Origin of the sequence: Streptomyces sp. NPDC002680 (assembly GCF_042889145.1) — a bacterium.
GTDB classification, from domain to species: Bacteria; Actinomycetota; Actinomycetes; order Streptomycetales; family Streptomycetaceae; genus Streptomyces; species Streptomyces adonidis.
This window is the reverse complement of the sequence record NZ_JBIAQP010000031.1, coordinates 73,376-90,108: the sequence shown is the minus strand read 5'-3', so window position 1 is coordinate 90,108 and position 16,733 is coordinate 73,376. Positions and strand designations below refer to the sequence as shown.

The following is a 16,733-nucleotide window of genomic DNA, read 5'->3' as shown; positions in this document are numbered from 1 at the left end:
CGTCCGGCGTTTGAGGACGAGCGCGTTCAGCGCGAAAGGGGGGTCTGGGGGCGCAGCCCCCAGAAGGATGGGACGGGTAGGGGCGGCGGGGGCGAGAACAACGAATCGCTGCCCCGTGCCCTCCCCGCGCAACGATTCCCCCACCGACGCGCAACAGCCACTCCTTGTCCGCTCCAGCCCCCACCCGTACCGTCTATTCGGCCCCCAGAAAACGTTCAGCACCTGCAAGGACCCCGCATGCGCACCGCCCTCCTCCAAAGCTCCGGCCGCCCCGGCTCCCTCGTCGCCAACCTCAAGGTGCTCGACGAGACCGCCGCCCGGGCCGCCGCAGCGGGCGCCGCGCTGCTGGCCGCGCCGGAGATGTTCCTCACGGGGTACGCCATCGGCGACGACATCGGCCGCCTCGCCGAACCCGCCGACGGCGACTCCGCCGACGCGGTCGCCGAGATCGCCTCGCGCCACGGCCTGGCCATCGCCTACGGCTACCCCGAGCGCGCCGCCGACCAGGTCTTCAACTCCGCCCAGCTGATCTCCGCCGACGGCACCCGTCTCGCCAACTACCGCAAGACCCACCTCTTCGGCCGCTTCGAACGCGACCACTTCACCCCGGGCGAGCAGCCCGTCGTACAGGCCGAACTGAACGGTCTCCGGGTCGGCCTGATGATCTGCTACGACGTCGAGTTCCCGGAGAACGTCCGCGCCCACGCCCTCGCCGGCACCGACCTCCTCCTGGTCCCGACGGCGCAGATGCACCCGTTCCAGTTCGTCGCCGAGTCCGTCGTACCGGTGCGGGCCTTCGAGAACCAGATGTACGTCGCGTACGTCAACCGGGTCGGCCAGGAAGGGGAGTTCGACTTCGTCGGGCTCTCCACGCTCGCCGCACCCGACGGGGTCGCCCGTACCCGGGCCGGCCGCGGTGAGGAACTCCTTTTCGCCGACGTGGACCCCGTCCTCCTCGCCGCCTCCCGCGAGGCGAACCCGTACCTCCAGGACCGCCGCCCCGGCCTGTACGGCTCCCTCATCTGACCCCCCCCCCGTGCCTCATACCTGCTTCACCCCGCAAGGAGTCCGTACCCCATGACGTCCACGGTGCCCACCGCCGTCCAGCACGCCGACGCGCAGCAGCCGCCGATCACCATGTTCGGGCCGGACTTCCCCTACGCCTACGACGACTTCCTCGCCCACCCGGCCGGGCTCGGGCAGATCCCCGCGACCGAGCACGGCACCGAGGTCGCCGTCATCGGCGGCGGGCTGTCGGGGATCGTGGCCGCGTACGAGCTGATGAAGATGGGGCTCAAGCCTGTCGTGTACGAGGCCGACCGGATCGGCGGGCGGCTGCGGACCGTCGGTTTCGACGGCTGCGATCCCTCCCTCACCGCCGAGATGGGCGCGATGCGCTTCCCGCCCTCCTCCACCGCCCTCCAGCACTACATCGACCTGGTGGACCTGGAGACCCGGCCGTTCCCCAACCCCCTTGCCGAGTGCACCCCTTCGACCGTCGTCGACCTCAAGGGCGAGTCCCACTACGCGGAGACCGTCGGCGATCTGCCGCAGGTCTATCGCGATGTCGCCGAAGCCTGGAGCAAGTGCCTCGAAGAAGGTGCCGACTTCTCCGACATGAACCGGGCGCTGCGCGAGCGGGACGTCCCGCGCATCCGGGAGATCTGGGCCCGGCTCGTCGAGAACCTCGACAACCAGACCTTCTACGGCTTCCTCTGCGACTCCGAGGCCTTCAAGTCCTTCCGGCACCGCGAGATCTTCGGCCAGGTCGGGTTCGGTACGGGGGGCTGGGACACCGATTTCCCCAACTCGATCCTGGAGATCCTGCGCGTCGTCTACACCGAGGCCGACGACCATCACCGGGGGATCGTGGGCGGCTCACAGCAACTGCCCCTGCGGCTCTGGGAACGCGAGCCCGGGAAGATCGTCCACTGGCCGTACGGGACCTCCCTCGCGTCCCTGCACGTGAACGGCGTACCGCGCCCCGCCGTGACCCGCCTCCACCGCACGGCCGGCAACAGGATCACCGTCACCGACGCGGGCGGCGACATCCGTACGTACCCGGCGGCCGTCTTCACCGCCCAGTCCTGGATGCTGCTCTCGAAGATCGCCTGCGACGACTCGCTCTTCCCGATCGACCACTGGACCGCCATCGAGCGCACCCACTACATGGAGTCCAGCAAGCTCTTCGTGCCTGTCGATCGGCCCTTCTGGCTCGACAAAGATGCGGTCACCGGGCGGGACTTGATGTCCATGACTCTCACCGACCGTATGACGCGCGGGACTTACCTCCTCGACGACGGGCCCGACAAGCCCGCCGTCATCTGCCTCTCGTACACCTGGTGCGACGACAGCCTCAAGTGGCTGCCGCTGTCCGCGAACGAGCGGATGGAGGTCATGCTGAAGTCGCTCGGCGAGATCTATCCCCGCGTCGACATCCGCAAGCACGTCATCGGCAGCCCCGTCACCGTGTCCTGGGAGAACGAGCCCTACTTCATGGGTGCGTTCAAGGCCAACCTGCCCGGCCATTACCGCTACCAGCGGCGCCTGTTCACCCACTTCATGCAGGACCGGCTGCCCGCCGACAAGCGGGGCATCTTCCTCGCCGGTGACGACATCTCCTGGACGGCCGGCTGGGCCGAGGGCGCCGTCCAGACCGCGCTGAACGCGGTCTGGGGCGTCATGCACCACTTCGGCGGGACGACCGACCCGACCAACCCCGGCCCCGGTGACGTCTACGACGAGATCGCGCCCGTCGAACTCCCGGAGGACTGACGGGAATCGGGCTGATCAGATTCCGGCCGCCCGTGCCGCCTCGTACAACTCGGCGGCCAGGTCCTTGAGTTCGGCGGCGTTCCTCGGGGCGTCGCCGAACTCCACGAAGAACTCGTCGAGGCCGTCGATCCCGGCGTGGGCGGCGAGGTCCGTCACGATCTGGTCGATGTTGCCCTGGAAAGCCTGGCGGTCGGCGCCGTCGTACGCCTTCGCCGTGTACGTGAGGTTCACCCGCACCGCCGTCTCGATCGGCCTGGTGCGGCCCTTCTCGGCGGCGAAGGCCTGCACCTGCTGCCACTGGGCGGCGAGTTGCTCGGCGCCCATGGCGACCGGGTTCCAGCCGTCGCCGCGTTCGACGAGCCGGGTCAGGGACTTCTTGCTGAAGGCGGGCAGGAATATCGGTATCGGCCGAGCGGGCTTGGGGGCGACCACGGCCGACGCGATCTTCGTCAGCCGGCCGTCGTACTGGACCGGGTCCGGGCCCCAGACCGCCCGGCACACGTCGAGGACCTCGTCCAGCACCTGACCGCGCTCGGCGAACGGGGCCACCCCGGCGGCGGCGTACTCGTCGAGGGACCAGCCCGTGCCGAGGCCCGCCACCACCCGGCCGCCGCTCGCCGCGTCCAACGTGCCCAGCGCGCGGGCCAGTTGGAAGGGGCCGTGCAGCGGGGCGACCAGCACGCTGGTGCCGAGTCGGGCCCGCTCGGTGACCGCGGCGGCCAGCGTCAGCGTCACCAGTGGTTCGGACACACTCCGGTACATGTCGGGCCAGGGGACGCCCTCCATGCCGTACAGGCCCTGGGTCGCGGGCTCCGGGAACAGGGCGCGTTCGAACACCCAGAGGCTCTCGTAACCGATCTGTTCGGCGGTGCGTGCCACGTCCGGCACGTCCCGTCCGATCTCGTACTGGCGTGTTTGCGGTAGACCCAGACCCAGGCGGACGGCCATGCTCGTGCTCCTTCGCAAGAGGCGCTGTCGCCGTCGAACGTACAACGTTCATCTAGTTCTGGCGGGGGTCGTGCGCAGGAGTGGCCGGATCAGTCCGGCAGTGGCGTGAGAAGCATGCGGCTCGCGAAGCCGACCGCCGCGTCGAGGCGGTCGGTGAACTCCTCGGTGACATCGGGCAGTCGGCGCAGCGCCCAGAGCGCGCGGGCCGCCGACCAGGTGGCGGCCCGGGCCCGTTCCATGCTCCAGGCGCCGAGGAGATGGGTGAGCGGATCGGCGATCTGGAGGAGATCGGGGCCTGGCATCAGCTCTTCGCGGACGCGCTCCTCCAACGAGACGAGTAGATCGCCCACACGCTCGAACTCATCCTCCAGGTCGGCCGGTTCGCAGTCGAGCGTACGACAGGTGTCCACGACGGCGAGCGCCAGATCGTGCCCGATGTGCGCATTGATGCCCGCGAGTGCGAACTGCAGCGGTCGTACGCCGGGATGGTGGCGGAACTGGAGCAACGGGCGCCAGCAGGCGGGCGCGTGGTCGTCCTCGGCGACCCGCAGATACCGCTCCGCGAACCGTACGTCCAGGGCGATCGCGGCCTTCGCGTCGGGGAACGCGCCGGCCTCCAGATGCCGTTCGAAGGCCTCCGTGACGGCGAGGTAGACGCGGTTGAAGACCGCCAGTCCGTCGCGCGGCGGCAGGTGTGCCTCCAGCGCGCGCATCCGGGACACGACGTGATCGACCGGTGTATTGACAGGAGTGGTGAACTGTTCCAATTGCACCATGAGGGCAGGGTCCCAGTCCTAGGCTGGCGCACGTGCCGCCGGGCCGGACGCTTCCCCAGAACGGGGGAACGCGCCCACCCCGGCCGAGGAGAGGGAGCTGTACGTGTCAGGCTTGCGCGCCCAACGCCTGGCCGCGCGCCGGGCCGAACGCAGGCGCGCCGCCCGGCGTTCCGTCATGGTCGCCGCCGCCTCGGTGGTGGTCGCCGTCGGCACTGCCACCGGGCTGCTCTCCGCGCTCGACGACGGCGGTGGCGGCTCCGACGAGGCCAGGCCCGAGCTGAGCAGCTCACCGCTGCTCGCCCCGCTGCCCGCGGTGTCGTCGGCCTCGCCCACGCCGAGCGCCTCGAAGTCCCCGTCCCCGTCCGCCCGTACGAAGGAAGCGCGGAAGCCGAGCCGCACGCCCTCGCCGACGAGCGCGGAGCCGACACCTGAGCCGGAGTCGAAGAACGCCCCCGCGTCCGCCCGCCTCTACCGCCACCCCGACTCCCAGGTCCTCGACTGGGTCCGCGCCCACCGAGACGATCCGCGCCGCCCCGTCATCGAGACGGAGATCGCCGACCGTCCGGCGGCGGTCTGGTTCGCCGACTTCACGCCCTCGACGATCACTGCCCGGGTCCGCGCGGTCACCGCCGGCGCGGCGGGCGCGGGGCGGGTTCCGGTTGTGGTGCCCTACGCCGTTCCCGACCGCGACTGCGGCGGCGCCTCCCAGGGCGGTGCACCCGACCTCGCCGCGTACGACGGCTGGATCGACGCGTTCGCGGCGGGCCTCGGCTCCGACGAGGTCATCGTGATCCTGGAGCCCGACTCGATAGCCCTGGCCAACTGCCTGTCCACCGGCCAGCGCACGGCCCGCTTCGCCTCACTCGCCCGCGCGGGCCGCGTCCTCAAGGCCGCCAACCCCAACGCCCGCGTCTACTACGACGCCGGCCACTCCGGCTGGAACGCCCCCGCCGCACAGGCGGCCCTGCTCCGCCAGGCGGGCGCCGCCTCGGCCGCCTCCTCCGACGGCGTCTTCAGCAACGTCTCCAACTTCCACACCACGGCCGACGAGATCGCGTACGACCGACAGATCCTTGACGCCCTGGGCGGCCCCGCCGGCCTCGGCGCCGTCATCGACACCAGCCGCAACGGCAACGGCGCCCCGCCCGACGGCGAGTGGTGCGACCCGGCAGGCCGAAAACTCGGCCGCGCCCCGACCACGAACACGGGCGAGTCCCGCATAGACGCCTACCTGTGGGTCAAACTCCCGGGAGAATCGGACGGCTGCAAGGGCACCCCCGGCACGTTCACGGCGTCGTACGCCTACGACTTGGCACGCTGAGCTGCACCTACGTCAGTGACATGGTCGCGGAACCGCAGGGCGCTGGTCAGTGGGCTCAGGACAGGCGGGGCGGGTTGGACGGGCGCGGAGCGCCCTCCCAGGGGCGCGGGGAACTGCGCGACCAGCCCCCACCGACCCGCAGCCGAACGAATCTGGACGGACAGGCGGCCGGTCCGGCGTCCGCGCTGGAGCCGCCGGTTCAGGCCCTGCGCTCAGGCACCACCGCGCTGGGCGGACCGACCTTCGGGCGGTCCCGGTCACCCGTGCGCAGCACCCCCGCGAACCCCGTGAGCCCGCACGCCAGCACCGTGACCAGCCCGAACGACACCACCAGGCTCGTCGCCTGGGCCAGCGTCCCGATCGCGCTCGGGGCGACCAGGCCCGAGGTGTACGTGATGGTCGCGACGCCCGCGATGGCCTGACTGGGGTTGGGGCCGCTGCGGCCCGCCGCCGCGAAGCACAGGGGGACGACCACGGCGATGCCGAGACCGAGCAGCGCGAAGCCCGTCATCGCCGTGGCGGGATGCTCCGCGACCACGATGAGCAGACCGCCGATCACGGCGAGGGCGCCGCTCGCGCGGACCGTGCGTACCGAGCCGAAGCGGTTCACGACCGCGTCGCCGACGAGCCTGGCCAGCGCCATCGTCAGCATGAAGCCGGTCGTGGAGGCCGCCGCGAGACCGTCCGAGGTGCCGAGCTCGTCCCGCAGATACACCGCCGACCAGTCCAGGCTCGCGCCCTCCGCGAACACCGCGCAGAACCCGATCGCGCCGATCAGCAGCGCCGACTTCGGCGGCAGCGCGAACCTCGGGGGCGGCTCCTCGTCCTCGGTCGGGCGAAGATCGAGCACCCAGCGGCAGGCGGTCAGGCCGAGCAGCGTGAGGGTCGCCGACGCGAGCGCGTGGTGCAGGCGCGCGTCCGAGCCCAGATGCGCGGCGAGTGTGCCGCCCGCCGCGCCGATCAAGGCGCCCGCGCTCCACATGCCGTGCAGCCCGGACATGATCGACTTGCCGAGCCGGTTCTCGATCTCGACGCCCAGCGCGTTCATCGCCACGTCCCCCATACCGGCCGTGGCGCCGTAGACGAACAGGGCGAGACAGAGCGTGGGGAGGTTCGGGGCCAGGGACGGCAGCACCAGGGCCAGGGTCCAGAGCGAGATCAGCACGCGCAGCGCCGTACGGGCGCCCAAGCGGTGGCTGATCCGGCCCGCGAGCGGCATCGCGAGGGACGCGCCCAGCGCCGGGAACGCCAGCGCCAGCCCCAACTGACCGGCGCTGACCGAGGCATGGTCCTGAATCCACGGCACACGGGTCGCGAACGAGCCGGTGACGGCGCCGTGCACGGCGAAGACGGCGGCCACGGCGTACCGGGCGCGCTTCACCTCGTGTCGTTCTTTCAGCACTGAACTCATTCTGCGGCCTCTCCCCGGATCGGCTCCCCGCCCGTGTTCTGAGCTGCGTCGCGGAGGCTCCGCCGCGCGCTGCCGTAAACTATCAGGAACCCTGCCTGATAGATAGCGAGATATCGGCCGTCCACACCGGGAACGGCCCCGCCGATCTGGAAGGATCTCGGCATGCCCGCATCCCCGAGCACCGCCCGGGCCATCAACGACCGGCTCGCCCTGCGTCTGCTCCAGCAGGAGGGCCCGTTGACGGCCGCGCGGTTGAAGCAGCTCACCGGCCTGTCCCGCCCGACGGTCGCCGACCTCGTCGAACGCCTCACCGCCGCCGGCCTGATCACGGTCGTGGGGGAGTCGGGGGAGCAGCGGCGCGGACCGAACGCGAAGGTGTACGGGATCGTCGCCGGCCTCGCCCATCTGGCAGCCCTGGACGTCCGTACCGAAGGCGTCTCCGTCGTCGTCGCCGATCTGCTGGGCGAGGTGCTCGCCGAGGCGTCCGTGCCCATCGGGGACGACACCGGCACCGGCCCCGCCGTCGAACAGGCGGTGGCTCTCGTCGAGCAGGTCGCCAAGGAGGCCGGCGCCGACCGGCTCCACACGGTCGGGATCGGCGCCCCCGGCCTGATCGACCCGGCGACCGGCGAACTCCGGAACTCCTCGGGCCTGCCCGAGTGGCACCGCAGACTCGTCGCCGCGCTCCAGGAACGGCTGCCCGAGGCCCGCGTGATCGTCGAGAACGAGACCAACCTCGCCGCCCTCGCCGAACAGCGCGACGGCGCCGCCCGTGACCGGGACACCTTCGTACTGCTGTGGCTCGGCCACGGCACCGGCGCGGCCGTGGTCCTCGACGGCACCCTGCGCCGGGGGGTCTCCGGCGGCACCGGCGAGATCGGCTTCCTGCCGGTGCCGGGCACGGGACAGCTGCCGTCGGCGACGGACTGCGAGGGCGGCTTCCACTCCCTCGCCGCGGCGGCGGCGATCGGCCGGCTGGCGCACGCGGAGGGCGTGGTGGCCGACGCCGATGCCCATGAGCCCCACGCGGCTGCCCTGGTCCGGGCGGCCGTCGCGGCCCCCGGGGCCCCGGCTCACGCCCGTTTCCTCGACATCCTCGCCGACCGCGTCGCGATCGGCGCCGCGTCCGTCGTCGCCGTCCTCGACCCGGGGTGTGTGGTGCTGGGCGGCGAGATCGGCCGGGCGGGCGGTGACGTACTCGCCGCCCGTGTCGAGGAACGGCTCGCCCGGATGTCACCCCTCCCGGCGGAGGTGCACGCGAGTGCGCTGGGCGGCGGAGCGGTGTTGCGCGGGGCGCTGCTGACGGCGCGGGAGGGTGCCCAGGACGTGCTGTTCGGGGTCTCGGCGAGGTAAGGCGTGGGGGGCCCGGCGGCGGGCAAGGGCCATCTTCACCGCCGCCGGTCCGGCACCGACGGTAGGAGGTCCGGACCTTGACGGTCAATAGGTATGGACCAATTGCGTGGCTTGACTGCCCGCCCCTCACCTGCCGCTTGTCGCCCGCCACTTATTCCCGTCACTGCTTGTGAGTCAGTCCACACAACTCACCCGCATGGACCATGCCGCGGCGTGGCACACTGGCCTGTAACAGAAGCAGCGCACTCCGGGGTCGGTGAAAGTCCGAACCGGCGGTTATAGTCCGCGACCCGTCCGCTCAGCGTTTTGGCGGCCGGTTGACCAGGTGGAATTCCTGGACCGACGGTTAAAGTCCGGATGGGAGGCAGTGCGCGGCGAGCGGGCATTCGTGCGCGCCGCCGTACCGCTCGGTCATGGGCCGAGTCGCGTCCGGCGTCGCTCCCGGTGTTCCCGCTCGTTCACAGCTGTCGTCATCGACAGGCCCCGGAGTCCGTGCCCGAAGAGGCAGGGAGGACCCGGGAAGTGTTCACCGGAATCGTCGAAGAGCTGGGCGAAGTCACGGCCGTCGAGAACCTCGGCGATGCCTCACGCTTCCGGCTCCGTGGCCCCGTAGTCACCGAAGGCGCCCGCCACGGCGACTCCATCGCCGTCAACGGCGTGTGTCTCACCGTCGTCGAACACGAGGGCGACGAGTTCACCGCCGACGTCATGGCGGAGACCCTCGACCGCTCCAGCCTGGGCGTTCTCGCCGTCGGCTCCCGCGTCAACCTCGAACGACCCATGGCCCTGGGTGCCCGCCTCGGCGGCCACATCGTGCAGGGTCACGTCGACGGCACCGGCACGGTCCTCGAACGCAAGCCGTCCGAGAACTGGGAGATCGTCAAGATCTCGCTCCCCGCCGACCTCACCCGCTACGTCGTCGAGAAGGGCTCCATCACCGTCGACGGCATCAGCCTCACCGTCGTCGACGCGGGCCCCGACTACTTCACCGTCAGCCTCATCCCCACCACCCTCGACCTGACCACGCTCGGCCGCAAGCAGCCCGGCGACCCGGTCAACCTTGAGGTCGACGTCATCGCCAAGTACGTCGAGCGGCTGCTCGGGCCACAGGGGGCGGCGAAGTGAACCGGCTGAACACCGAGGCGTTCACCCTCCTCGACCAGCACATCCTCTGGTCGGACATGATCGGCAACATCCTCGGCCTGATCGCCCTGGCCCTGGGCTGGCGGCGCTCCCTGCTGAGCTGGCCGGTGCAGTTCCTCTCCGGACTCATCCTTTTCGGGGCGTTCTACGGCCATCTCACCGGCAGCGCCGGCAAGCAGGCCGTCGTCATGCTCGTCGCCGGTTACGGCTGGTGGCAGTGGAACCGCCGCAAGGGCGAGGGCGGGGACGGCCACATCACCCCACGGTTCGCCACCTGGCGCGAGCGCGGTGCGATGATCGGCGCCGCCGCCGTCGGCACGGTCGCCGTGGCCCTGCTCTTCAAGGCCTACCCGACCCTGTCCTGGGACCCCTGGCCGGACGCCTACATCTTCGTCGGCACCATCGTCGCCATGTACGCCCAGGCGCGCGGCATGGTCGAGTTCTGGTTCGCCTGGCTCCTCGTCGACCTCGTCGGCGTCCCCCTCAACTTCGCCAACGGCTACGCCTTCTCCGGCTTCGTCTACGTCATCTACGGCGCGCTCGTCCTGTGGGGCATGCGCGACTGGTGGCTGCGCTCCCGCAAGGACACGCGGCCCGTCCTGGAAGGAGCGCCCGCATGAGTACGGCACCCATCCTCTACAGCACCGACAACATCGAGGACTGGTCCCTCGACCCCATCGAGCAGGCCATCGCGGACATCGCCGCCGGCCGCCCGGTCGTGGTCGTCGACGACGAGGACCGGGAGAACGAGGGCGACCTCGTCATCGCCGCCGAGAAGGCGACCCCCGAGATCGTCGCCTTCATGATGAGCGAGTGCCGCGGGCTCATCTGCGCCCCCATGGAGGGCGACGAGCTGGACCGGCTCAAGCTGCCGCAGATGGTCGACGACAACACCGAGTCGATGAAAACCGCGTTCACAGTCTCCGTCGACGCCTCCGCCGTTCACGGTGTGAGCACCGGTATCTCGGCCTCCGACCGGGCCACCACGCTTCAGCTCCTCGCGGGCGGCGACGCCGGTGCCGACGACTTCGTCCGCCCCGGCCACATCTTCCCGCTGCGCGCCAGGCCCGGCGGCGTGCTGGTTCGCAACGGCCACACCGAGGCCGCCGTCGACCTCGCCCGCCTCGCGGGGCTGCGCCCGGCCGGCGCGATCGTCGAGATCGCCGGCGAGGACGGCCGGATGCTGCGGCTGCCCGAGCTGATCCCCTTCGCCCGCAAGCACGGCCTGACGATCATCTCCATCGAGGACCTGATCGCCTACCGCAGGAGCGCCGAGCCCACCGTCCGCCGTGAGGCCGAGACCCGGCTCCCCACCGCCTTCGGCACCTTCACGGCGTACGGCTACCGCTCCACCGTCGACGGCGTCGAGCACGTCGCCCTCGTCCACGGCGACCTCGGCGCCGACGACGGCGAGGACGTCCTGGTCCGCGTCCACTCCGAATGCCTCACCGGCGACGTCTTCCACTCCCTGCGCTGCGACTGCGGCCCCCAGCTGCAGACCTCCCTGGAACGCATCCGGGACGAGGGCAGGGGAGTCGTCGTCTACCTGCGCGGCCACGAGGGGCGCGGAATCGGACTGCTGTCCAAGCTCCGGGCGTACGAGCTTCAGGAGCAGGGCCGCGACACCCTCGACGCCAACCTGGAGCTGGGCCTGCCCGCCGACGCCCGGGACTACGGCGCCGGCGCGCAGATACTCCAGGACCTCGGAGTCCGCAGCGTGCGCCTGATGACGAACAACCCCGACAAGACCGACGCGCTCGTCCGGCACGGCATCGAGGTCACCGACCGCGAGCCGATGCCCGTACAGGCGGGCGAGCACAACCTCCGCTACCTGCGCACCAAGCGGGACCGGATGGGCCACGACCTGCCCTGGCTGGACACGACCCCCGTGTCCCCCTGCGGCAACCAGTAAGAACAGCACGACAGGTTTTCAAGGTTCAGAGGAGAGACGTGAGCGGCAAGGGTGCACCGGAGCTGTCCGTAAGCAATGTGGGTGACTTCAGGGTCGCCGTCATCGCGGCCCAGTGGCACGAGAAGGTGATGGACGGTCTGGTGGACGGCGCCCTGCGCGCCCTGCGCGACCTGGGCATCGACGAGCCGACCCTGCTGAGGGTCCCCGGCAGTTGGGAACTCCCGGTCGTCGCCAAGGTGCTGGCCGGGCGGGGCTACGACGCGATCGTCGCGCTCGGCGTCGTCATCAGGGGCGGCACCCCGCACTTCGAGTACGTGTGCCAGGGCGTCACCCAGGGCCTCACCCAGGTCTCGGTCGACACCGGAGTCCCCATCGGAATGGGCGTGCTGACCTGCGACACCGAGGAACAGGCCCTCGACCGCGCGGGCATCGCGGGCTCCAACGAGGACAAGGGGCACGAGGCGGTGACGGCGGCCGTGGCGACGGCGGCCACCCTCCGCTCAGTATCCGAACCGTGGCGTTAGGCCGGTCGGAGCAACGCGTAAAGTGGGCGTCACCATGTCCAATAAGACGTTCGAGGAGCTGTTCACCGAGCTCCAGCACAAGGCCGCCACGGGCGATCCCGCCACCTCCCGCACCGCGGAACTGGTCGGCAAGGGTGTCCATGCCATCGGCAAGAAGGTCGTAGAAGAGGCCGCCGAGGTCTGGATGGCCGCCGAGTACGAGGGGAAGGAAGCAGCCGCCGAGGAGATCTCGCAGCTGCTCTACCACGTCCAGGTGATGATGGTCGCCCGCGGAATCTCGCTGGACGACGTGTACGCCCACCTGTAAGCAATAGCCACACACCGTTCCGTACGAAACGAAGGAAGCTAGCCTCATGCTGCGCATCGCCGTCCCCAACAAGGGTTCCCTGTCAGGACCTGCGGCGGAGATGCTGCATGAGGCCGGCTACCAGCAGCGCCGCGAGTCCAAGGAACTGCGCATCGTCGACCCGGAGAACGAGGTCGAGTTCTTCTACCTCCGCCCCCGCGACATCGCGATCTACGTCTCCTCCGGCCGCCTCGACATCGGCATCACCGGCCGCGACCTGCTCATCGACTCCGGGGCCAACGCGGAGGAGATCCTCCCGCTCGGCTTCGCCCGCTCCACCTTCCGCTTCGCCGGCAAGCCCGGCACCGCGGAGGGAATCGAGGACCTGGCCGGTCTGACCGTGGCCACCTCGTACGAGGGGATCGTCGCCAAGCACCTCGCCGACCACGGCGTCGACGCCTCCGTCGTCCACCTCGACGGCGCCGTCGAGACCGCGATCGAACTCGGTGTCGCCGGGGTCATCGCGGACGTCGTCGAGACGGGCACCTCACTGCGCAACGCGGGCCTGGAGGTGTTCGGCGAGCCCATCATGAAGTCCGAGGCGATCGTCATCCGCCGGGTCGGCGCGGAGGCCGAGGAGACCGCCGAGTCGAAGGTCCAGCAGTTCCTGCGCCGCCTCCAGGGCGTCCTGGTGGCCCGGACGTACGTGATGATGGACTACGACTGCCGCGTCGAGCAGCTGGAGAAGGCCGTCGCCCTGACGCCCGGTCTGGAGTCGCCCACCGTCTCCCCGCTGCACAACGAGGGCTGGGTCGCCGTCCGCGCGATGGTCCCCGCCAAGGAGGCCCAGCGGATCATGGACGACCTCTACGACATCGGCGCCCGCGCGATCCTGACCACGGCCATCCACGCCTGCCGCCTCTGAGACACGGGAAGCGACCGACACCGTGAGCGACAGGGACCGTACGCCGATGCAGGATCCGCCCACCACCCCCGTTCCGCCCGCCCTGCCCGCGTTGCCCGTCACTTTCCGGCCGGGCCGCACCCGGGCCGTACTGGTCTCCGCGGGCGCCGCGATCTTCGTCGTCATCACGACGATCTCGCTGCTCCTGGACAGGCTCAGCCCCGGGGAACGCCTCAGCTTCGTCTTCACCGCCGCCCTGCTGTCGTCCGTACTCCTGCTGCTGTCCCGGCCGAAGGTGGTCGCCGACGAGGCCGGGGTCACGGTCGTCAACATCGCGAGCAAGAGGCGTCTGGACTGGGCGGAGATCCTCCGGGTGAACCTCCGTTCGGGCGATCCCTGGGTGTTCCTCGACCTCAGCGACGGTACGAGTCTGCCCGCCCTCGGCATCCAGCCCGGCATCTCCAAGCAGCGCGCCATCGACGACGCGCGCACCCTGCGGGCGCTCACCGAAGCGCGCTCCGCGGGCGACCCCGAGCAAGATCAGGGCTGACTCAGGGCCGTCCACCCTGCCGCACAGGCCCCTGTCTTGATTAATCTGTTGGCGGAGGTGTTTTCGTGCGCCTCCGCCACTGATGTTCCCCCCGGTCCTCAGAGGCCCCCTGCTACCCGAGGAGTGACTCCCTCCAGCGATGGACGGATCGTCCTGTAGTACCTGCGCCGCCCCCTCCCGACATACCGAGGCGGCGGCATGACCATCCCCCTGCTGCTCCTTGCCGCGGCATTCCTGCTGATCCTGGCCAACGGCTTCTTCGTGGCAGCCGAGTTCGGCCTCGTCACGGTCGAGCGACCGGAAGCAGAGAAGGCCGCCGCAGAGGGCGACCGACGGGCCCGTACGGTCGTCGACTCCCTCAAGGAGCTGTCCTTCCAGCTCTCCGGCACCCAGCTCGGCATCACCATCACCTCCCTCGTCGTCGGCATGCTGGCCGAACCGGCGCTCGCGGAGCTGCTGCACGGCCCGTTCACCGCGATCGGTCTGCCCGAAGGGGCCGTCCCGAGCGTCTCGGTGATCGTCGGCATGCTGCTGGCCTCGGCCGTGCAGATGGTGATCGGCGAACTGGTGCCCAAGAACTGGGCGGTGTCCAAGCCGATGCAGGTCGCCCGCTTCGTGGCCGGCCCGCAGTACGCCTTCTCCCGTCTCTTCCGCCCGGTCATCGCCGGGCTCAACTCGGTCGCCAACCGGCTGGTCAGGCTCCTGGGCGTCGAGCCCACCGCGGAACTGGCCTCGGCCCGCACCCCCGGCGAACTGGTCTCCCTGGCCCGGCACTCGGCCCAGGCCGGCGCACTGGAACAGGACACCGCGGACCTCTTCGTACGGACACTGTCGCTGGCAGACCTGACCGCGCAGCACGTGATGACCCCCCGCGTGCGGGTCAGCGCGCTGCAGTCGTCGGCCACCGCCGAGGACGTCGTCAACCTGACCCGGGCCACCGGCCTGTCCCGCTTCCCCGTCTACCGGGAGCGGATCGACGAGATCGTCGGCATGGTCCACCTCAAGGACGCCCTGGCGGTGCCCGCGGCGGACCGGCTGCGCACCCCCGTCGGCCGGATCGCCCAATCCCCCCTCTTGGTCCCCGAAACGCTCCCCGTGCAGCCGCTGCTCGAACTGCTGCGCAGCCAGCAGCCCATCGCCGTCGTCGTCGACGAGTACGGCGGTACGGCGGGCGTGGTCACCCTGGAGGACATCGTCGAGGAACTCGTCGGAGAGGTCCGCGACGAGCACGACGGCCAGGACGTCCCCGAACTCGCCGCCGCCCCGGCCGACGACGGCCGCCCCGCCTGGGACGCCGACGGCAGCTGCCGGGTCGACATCCTCCAGCGCATAGGTCTCGACGTGCCCGAGGGCCCGTACGAGACGGTCGCCGGCCTCGTCGCCGACCTGCTGGGCCGGATCCCGGTCCCCGGTGACCGGGCCGAACTGCCGGGCTGGCGCCTCTCGGTCCGCCAGGTCGGCCACTACCGGGCCGAGCGGGTACGCCTGATCAGGACAGAGGACAGCAAGCAGCCGGCCGACCTCGCGGTGGAGGCGGCCCGATGAGCGTGCTCCAACTCCTCTTCGCCCTTCTCCTCGTGCTGGCCAACGGCTTCTTCGTGGGCGCCGAGTTCGCCCTCGTCTCCGTCCGCCGCAGCCAGATCGAACCGCTCGGCACGGCGAGGTCCCGCCAGGTGCTGTACGGCCTGGAGCGGCTGCCGCAGATGATGGCCGCGGCCCAGTTCGGCATCACCGTCTGCTCGCTGACCCTGGGCGCGGTGGCCGAACCGACGGTGGCCCACTTGCTGGAACCGCTCTTCGAGGCGGCACACCTGCCCGAGGGCATGATCCACCCGCTGGGCTACGTCATCGCGCTGGCGGTGGTGGTCTTCCTCCACCTGGTCATCGGGGAGATGCTCCCGAAGAACCTGGCGATGGCGGCGCCCGAGAAGACCGCGCTGTGGCTGAGCCCGGGACTGGTGGCCTTCGCCCGCCTGTGCCGCCCGGTCACGGTGGGCCTGGGCGCCTGTGCGAGGCTCGTCCTCAGACTCTTCCGCGTCGAGCCCAAGGACGAGGTCGAGGCGGTCTTCACCAGCGAACAGCTCAACCGCCTGGTGGAGGACGCGGGCCAGGCGGGGCTGCTGGACCCCGGCGAGCAGGAACGCCTGGAGGACGCCCTGGAACTGGGCTCCCGCCCGGTCACCGACGTCCTCCTCGACCGCGAGTCCCTGGTGACGGTGGGCCCGTCGGTCACGCCGGGCCAGGTGGTCGCCCTCACGGCCCGCACGGGTTACTCCCGCTTCCCGGTGGTGGCGGAGAACGGCGCCTTCATGGGCTACCTGCACGTGAAGGACGTACTGGACCTGGAGGACTCGGAACGGGCGGTGCCGCAACACGTCTGGCGCTCCATGACGACCCTCCGCTCGGAACTCCCGCTGGACGACGCCCTGACGGTGATGCGCCGCGCGGCGACGCACCTGGCCCAGGTGGCGGACGCGTCGGGGCGGGTGATCGGGTTGGTGGCGATGGAGGACGTACTGGAACTCCTGGTGGGCGAGGTACGGGACCCGGCCCACCGCCAGCAGCCTCCGGTGCCGAAGGTGCGGGAGCCGCGGGCGGAGGCACAGGAGGAGGCACTGGCAAGCTAGGCGCTCCGCGGGTTGGGCGGGTGTTTTGCCGCGGGCCCGGTGGAGCTGGTCGCGCAGTTCCCCGCGCCCCTGGAAACCCCGCCCGTCCCGGTTCGTTTGGCTGCGGGCGGGTGGGGGTTGAGCGCGCAGTTCCTCGCGCCCCTAAAAGTGCGCCCGTGCCGATCCGTTTGGCTGCGGGCTGGTTGCGTAGTTCCCCGCGCCCC

General features: G+C 70.8%; 16 protein-coding genes and 1 riboswitch. Of the genes, 13 read left to right on the top strand and 3 right to left on the bottom strand.

Features of this window, described 5'->3' with window-relative positions:
- Positions 1 to 237 precede the first annotated feature (237 nt).
- Together ACFYXF_RS49420 and ACFYXF_RS49415 are read left to right on the top strand one after the other, a co-directional pair.
- Complete coding sequence (locus ACFYXF_RS49420) at positions 238 to 1,026, top strand: carbon-nitrogen hydrolase family protein (RefSeq protein ID WP_389360516.1); 789 nt, start codon at positions 238 to 240, stop codon at positions 1,024 to 1,026.
- Between the two features lie 51 nt (positions 1,027 to 1,077).
- Positions 1,078 to 2,775, top strand: coding sequence for a flavin monoamine oxidase family protein (locus ACFYXF_RS49415; RefSeq protein ID WP_389360514.1), 1,698 nt, complete (start codon positions 1,078 to 1,080; stop codon positions 2,773 to 2,775).
- 15 nt (positions 2,776 to 2,790) lie between these two features.
- Here the strand turns inward: ACFYXF_RS49415 and ACFYXF_RS49410 are convergent, their stop codons facing one another.
- Positions 2,791 to 3,723, bottom strand: a complete 933-nt coding sequence (locus ACFYXF_RS49410) for an LLM class F420-dependent oxidoreductase (protein ID WP_389360512.1) — start codon at positions 3,721 to 3,723, stop codon at positions 2,791 to 2,793.
- 89 nt (positions 3,724 to 3,812) lie between these two features.
- A complete protein-coding gene (locus ACFYXF_RS49405; RefSeq protein ID WP_389360510.1) occupies positions 3,813 to 4,499 on the bottom strand; it encodes a DUF5995 family protein in 687 nt (228 codons plus the stop codon).
- Between the two features lie 175 nt (positions 4,500 to 4,674).
- On the opposite strand from ACFYXF_RS49405, the gene ACFYXF_RS49400 reads away from it, so the two are divergent.
- On the top strand, positions 4,675 to 5,820 hold the full coding sequence (locus ACFYXF_RS49400; RefSeq protein WP_389360528.1) for a glycoside hydrolase family 6 protein: 1,146 nt from the start codon (positions 4,675 to 4,677) through the stop codon (positions 5,818 to 5,820).
- A gap of 199 nt (positions 5,821 to 6,019) precedes the next feature.
- On the opposite strand, the gene ACFYXF_RS49395 is transcribed toward ACFYXF_RS49400, so the two are convergent.
- The gene (locus ACFYXF_RS49395) at positions 6,020 to 7,222 is read right to left on the bottom strand and encodes an MFS transporter (protein ID WP_389360508.1); all 1,203 of its coding nucleotides are present in this window, start codon (positions 7,220 to 7,222) and stop codon (positions 6,020 to 6,022) included.
- Positions 7,223 to 7,393: 171 nt separating this feature from the next.
- Here ACFYXF_RS49395 and ACFYXF_RS49390 point away from each other — a divergent pair, with 171 nt between their 5' ends.
- The 10 genes from ACFYXF_RS49390 to ACFYXF_RS49345 all read left to right on the top strand — a co-directional run bounded on the left by ACFYXF_RS49390 (position 7,394) and on the right by ACFYXF_RS49345 (position 16,530).
- Positions 7,394 to 8,584 carry an ROK family transcriptional regulator gene (locus ACFYXF_RS49390; RefSeq protein WP_389360506.1) on the top strand — a complete coding sequence of 397 codons (1,191 nt, stop codon included), beginning with the start codon at positions 7,394 to 7,396 and terminating at the stop codon, positions 8,582 to 8,584.
- Between the two features lie 238 nt (positions 8,585 to 8,822).
- A riboswitch (FMN riboswitch) is annotated at positions 8,823 to 8,959 on the top strand.
- A 147-nt stretch (positions 8,960 to 9,106) separates the two neighbouring features.
- On the top strand, positions 9,107 to 9,709 hold the full coding sequence (locus tag ACFYXF_RS49385; RefSeq protein WP_389360504.1) for a riboflavin synthase: 603 nt from the start codon (positions 9,107 to 9,109) through the stop codon (positions 9,707 to 9,709).
- Positions 9,706 to 10,347: a nicotinamide riboside transporter PnuC gene (locus tag ACFYXF_RS49380; protein ID WP_389360502.1), complete on the top strand. Its 642-nt coding sequence runs from the start codon at positions 9,706 to 9,708 to the stop codon at positions 10,345 to 10,347. Before ACFYXF_RS49385 ends, ACFYXF_RS49380 begins: the two co-directional genes overlap by 4 nt.
- Positions 10,344 to 11,639 carry a bifunctional 3,4-dihydroxy-2-butanone-4-phosphate synthase/GTP cyclohydrolase II gene (locus ACFYXF_RS49375; RefSeq protein WP_389360500.1) on the top strand — a complete coding sequence of 432 codons (1,296 nt, stop codon included), beginning with the start codon at positions 10,344 to 10,346 and terminating at the stop codon, positions 11,637 to 11,639. The genes ACFYXF_RS49380 and ACFYXF_RS49375 overlap by 4 nt, the downstream gene beginning before the upstream one ends.
- A 38-nt stretch (positions 11,640 to 11,677) precedes the next feature.
- On the top strand, positions 11,678 to 12,163 hold the full coding sequence (gene ribH / locus ACFYXF_RS49370; protein ID WP_369032068.1) for a 6,7-dimethyl-8-ribityllumazine synthase: 486 nt from the start codon (positions 11,678 to 11,680) through the stop codon (positions 12,161 to 12,163).
- Positions 12,164 to 12,197: 34 nt separating this feature from the next.
- Positions 12,198 to 12,470, top strand: a complete 273-nt coding sequence (locus ACFYXF_RS49365) for a phosphoribosyl-ATP diphosphatase (protein ID WP_006378313.1) — start codon at positions 12,198 to 12,200, stop codon at positions 12,468 to 12,470.
- A gap of 46 nt (positions 12,471 to 12,516) precedes the next feature.
- A complete protein-coding gene (gene hisG / locus ACFYXF_RS49360) occupies positions 12,517 to 13,374 on the top strand; it encodes an ATP phosphoribosyltransferase (protein ID WP_389360497.1) in 858 nt (285 codons plus the stop codon).
- Between the two features lie 46 nt (positions 13,375 to 13,420).
- Positions 13,421 to 13,903 (top strand): PH domain-containing protein, encoded by a 483-nt coding sequence (locus ACFYXF_RS49355; protein WP_389360526.1) that lies wholly within the window; start codon positions 13,421 to 13,423, stop codon positions 13,901 to 13,903.
- Between the two features lie 198 nt (positions 13,904 to 14,101).
- Positions 14,102 to 15,448 (top strand): hemolysin family protein, encoded by a 1,347-nt coding sequence (locus ACFYXF_RS49350; protein WP_389360495.1) that lies wholly within the window; start codon positions 14,102 to 14,104, stop codon positions 15,446 to 15,448.
- A complete protein-coding gene (locus ACFYXF_RS49345) occupies positions 15,445 to 16,530 on the top strand; it encodes a hemolysin family protein (RefSeq protein ID WP_389360493.1) in 1,086 nt (361 codons plus the stop codon). Before ACFYXF_RS49350 ends, ACFYXF_RS49345 begins: the two co-directional genes overlap by 4 nt.
- The last annotated feature ends 203 nt before the right edge of the window (positions 16,531 to 16,733 follow it).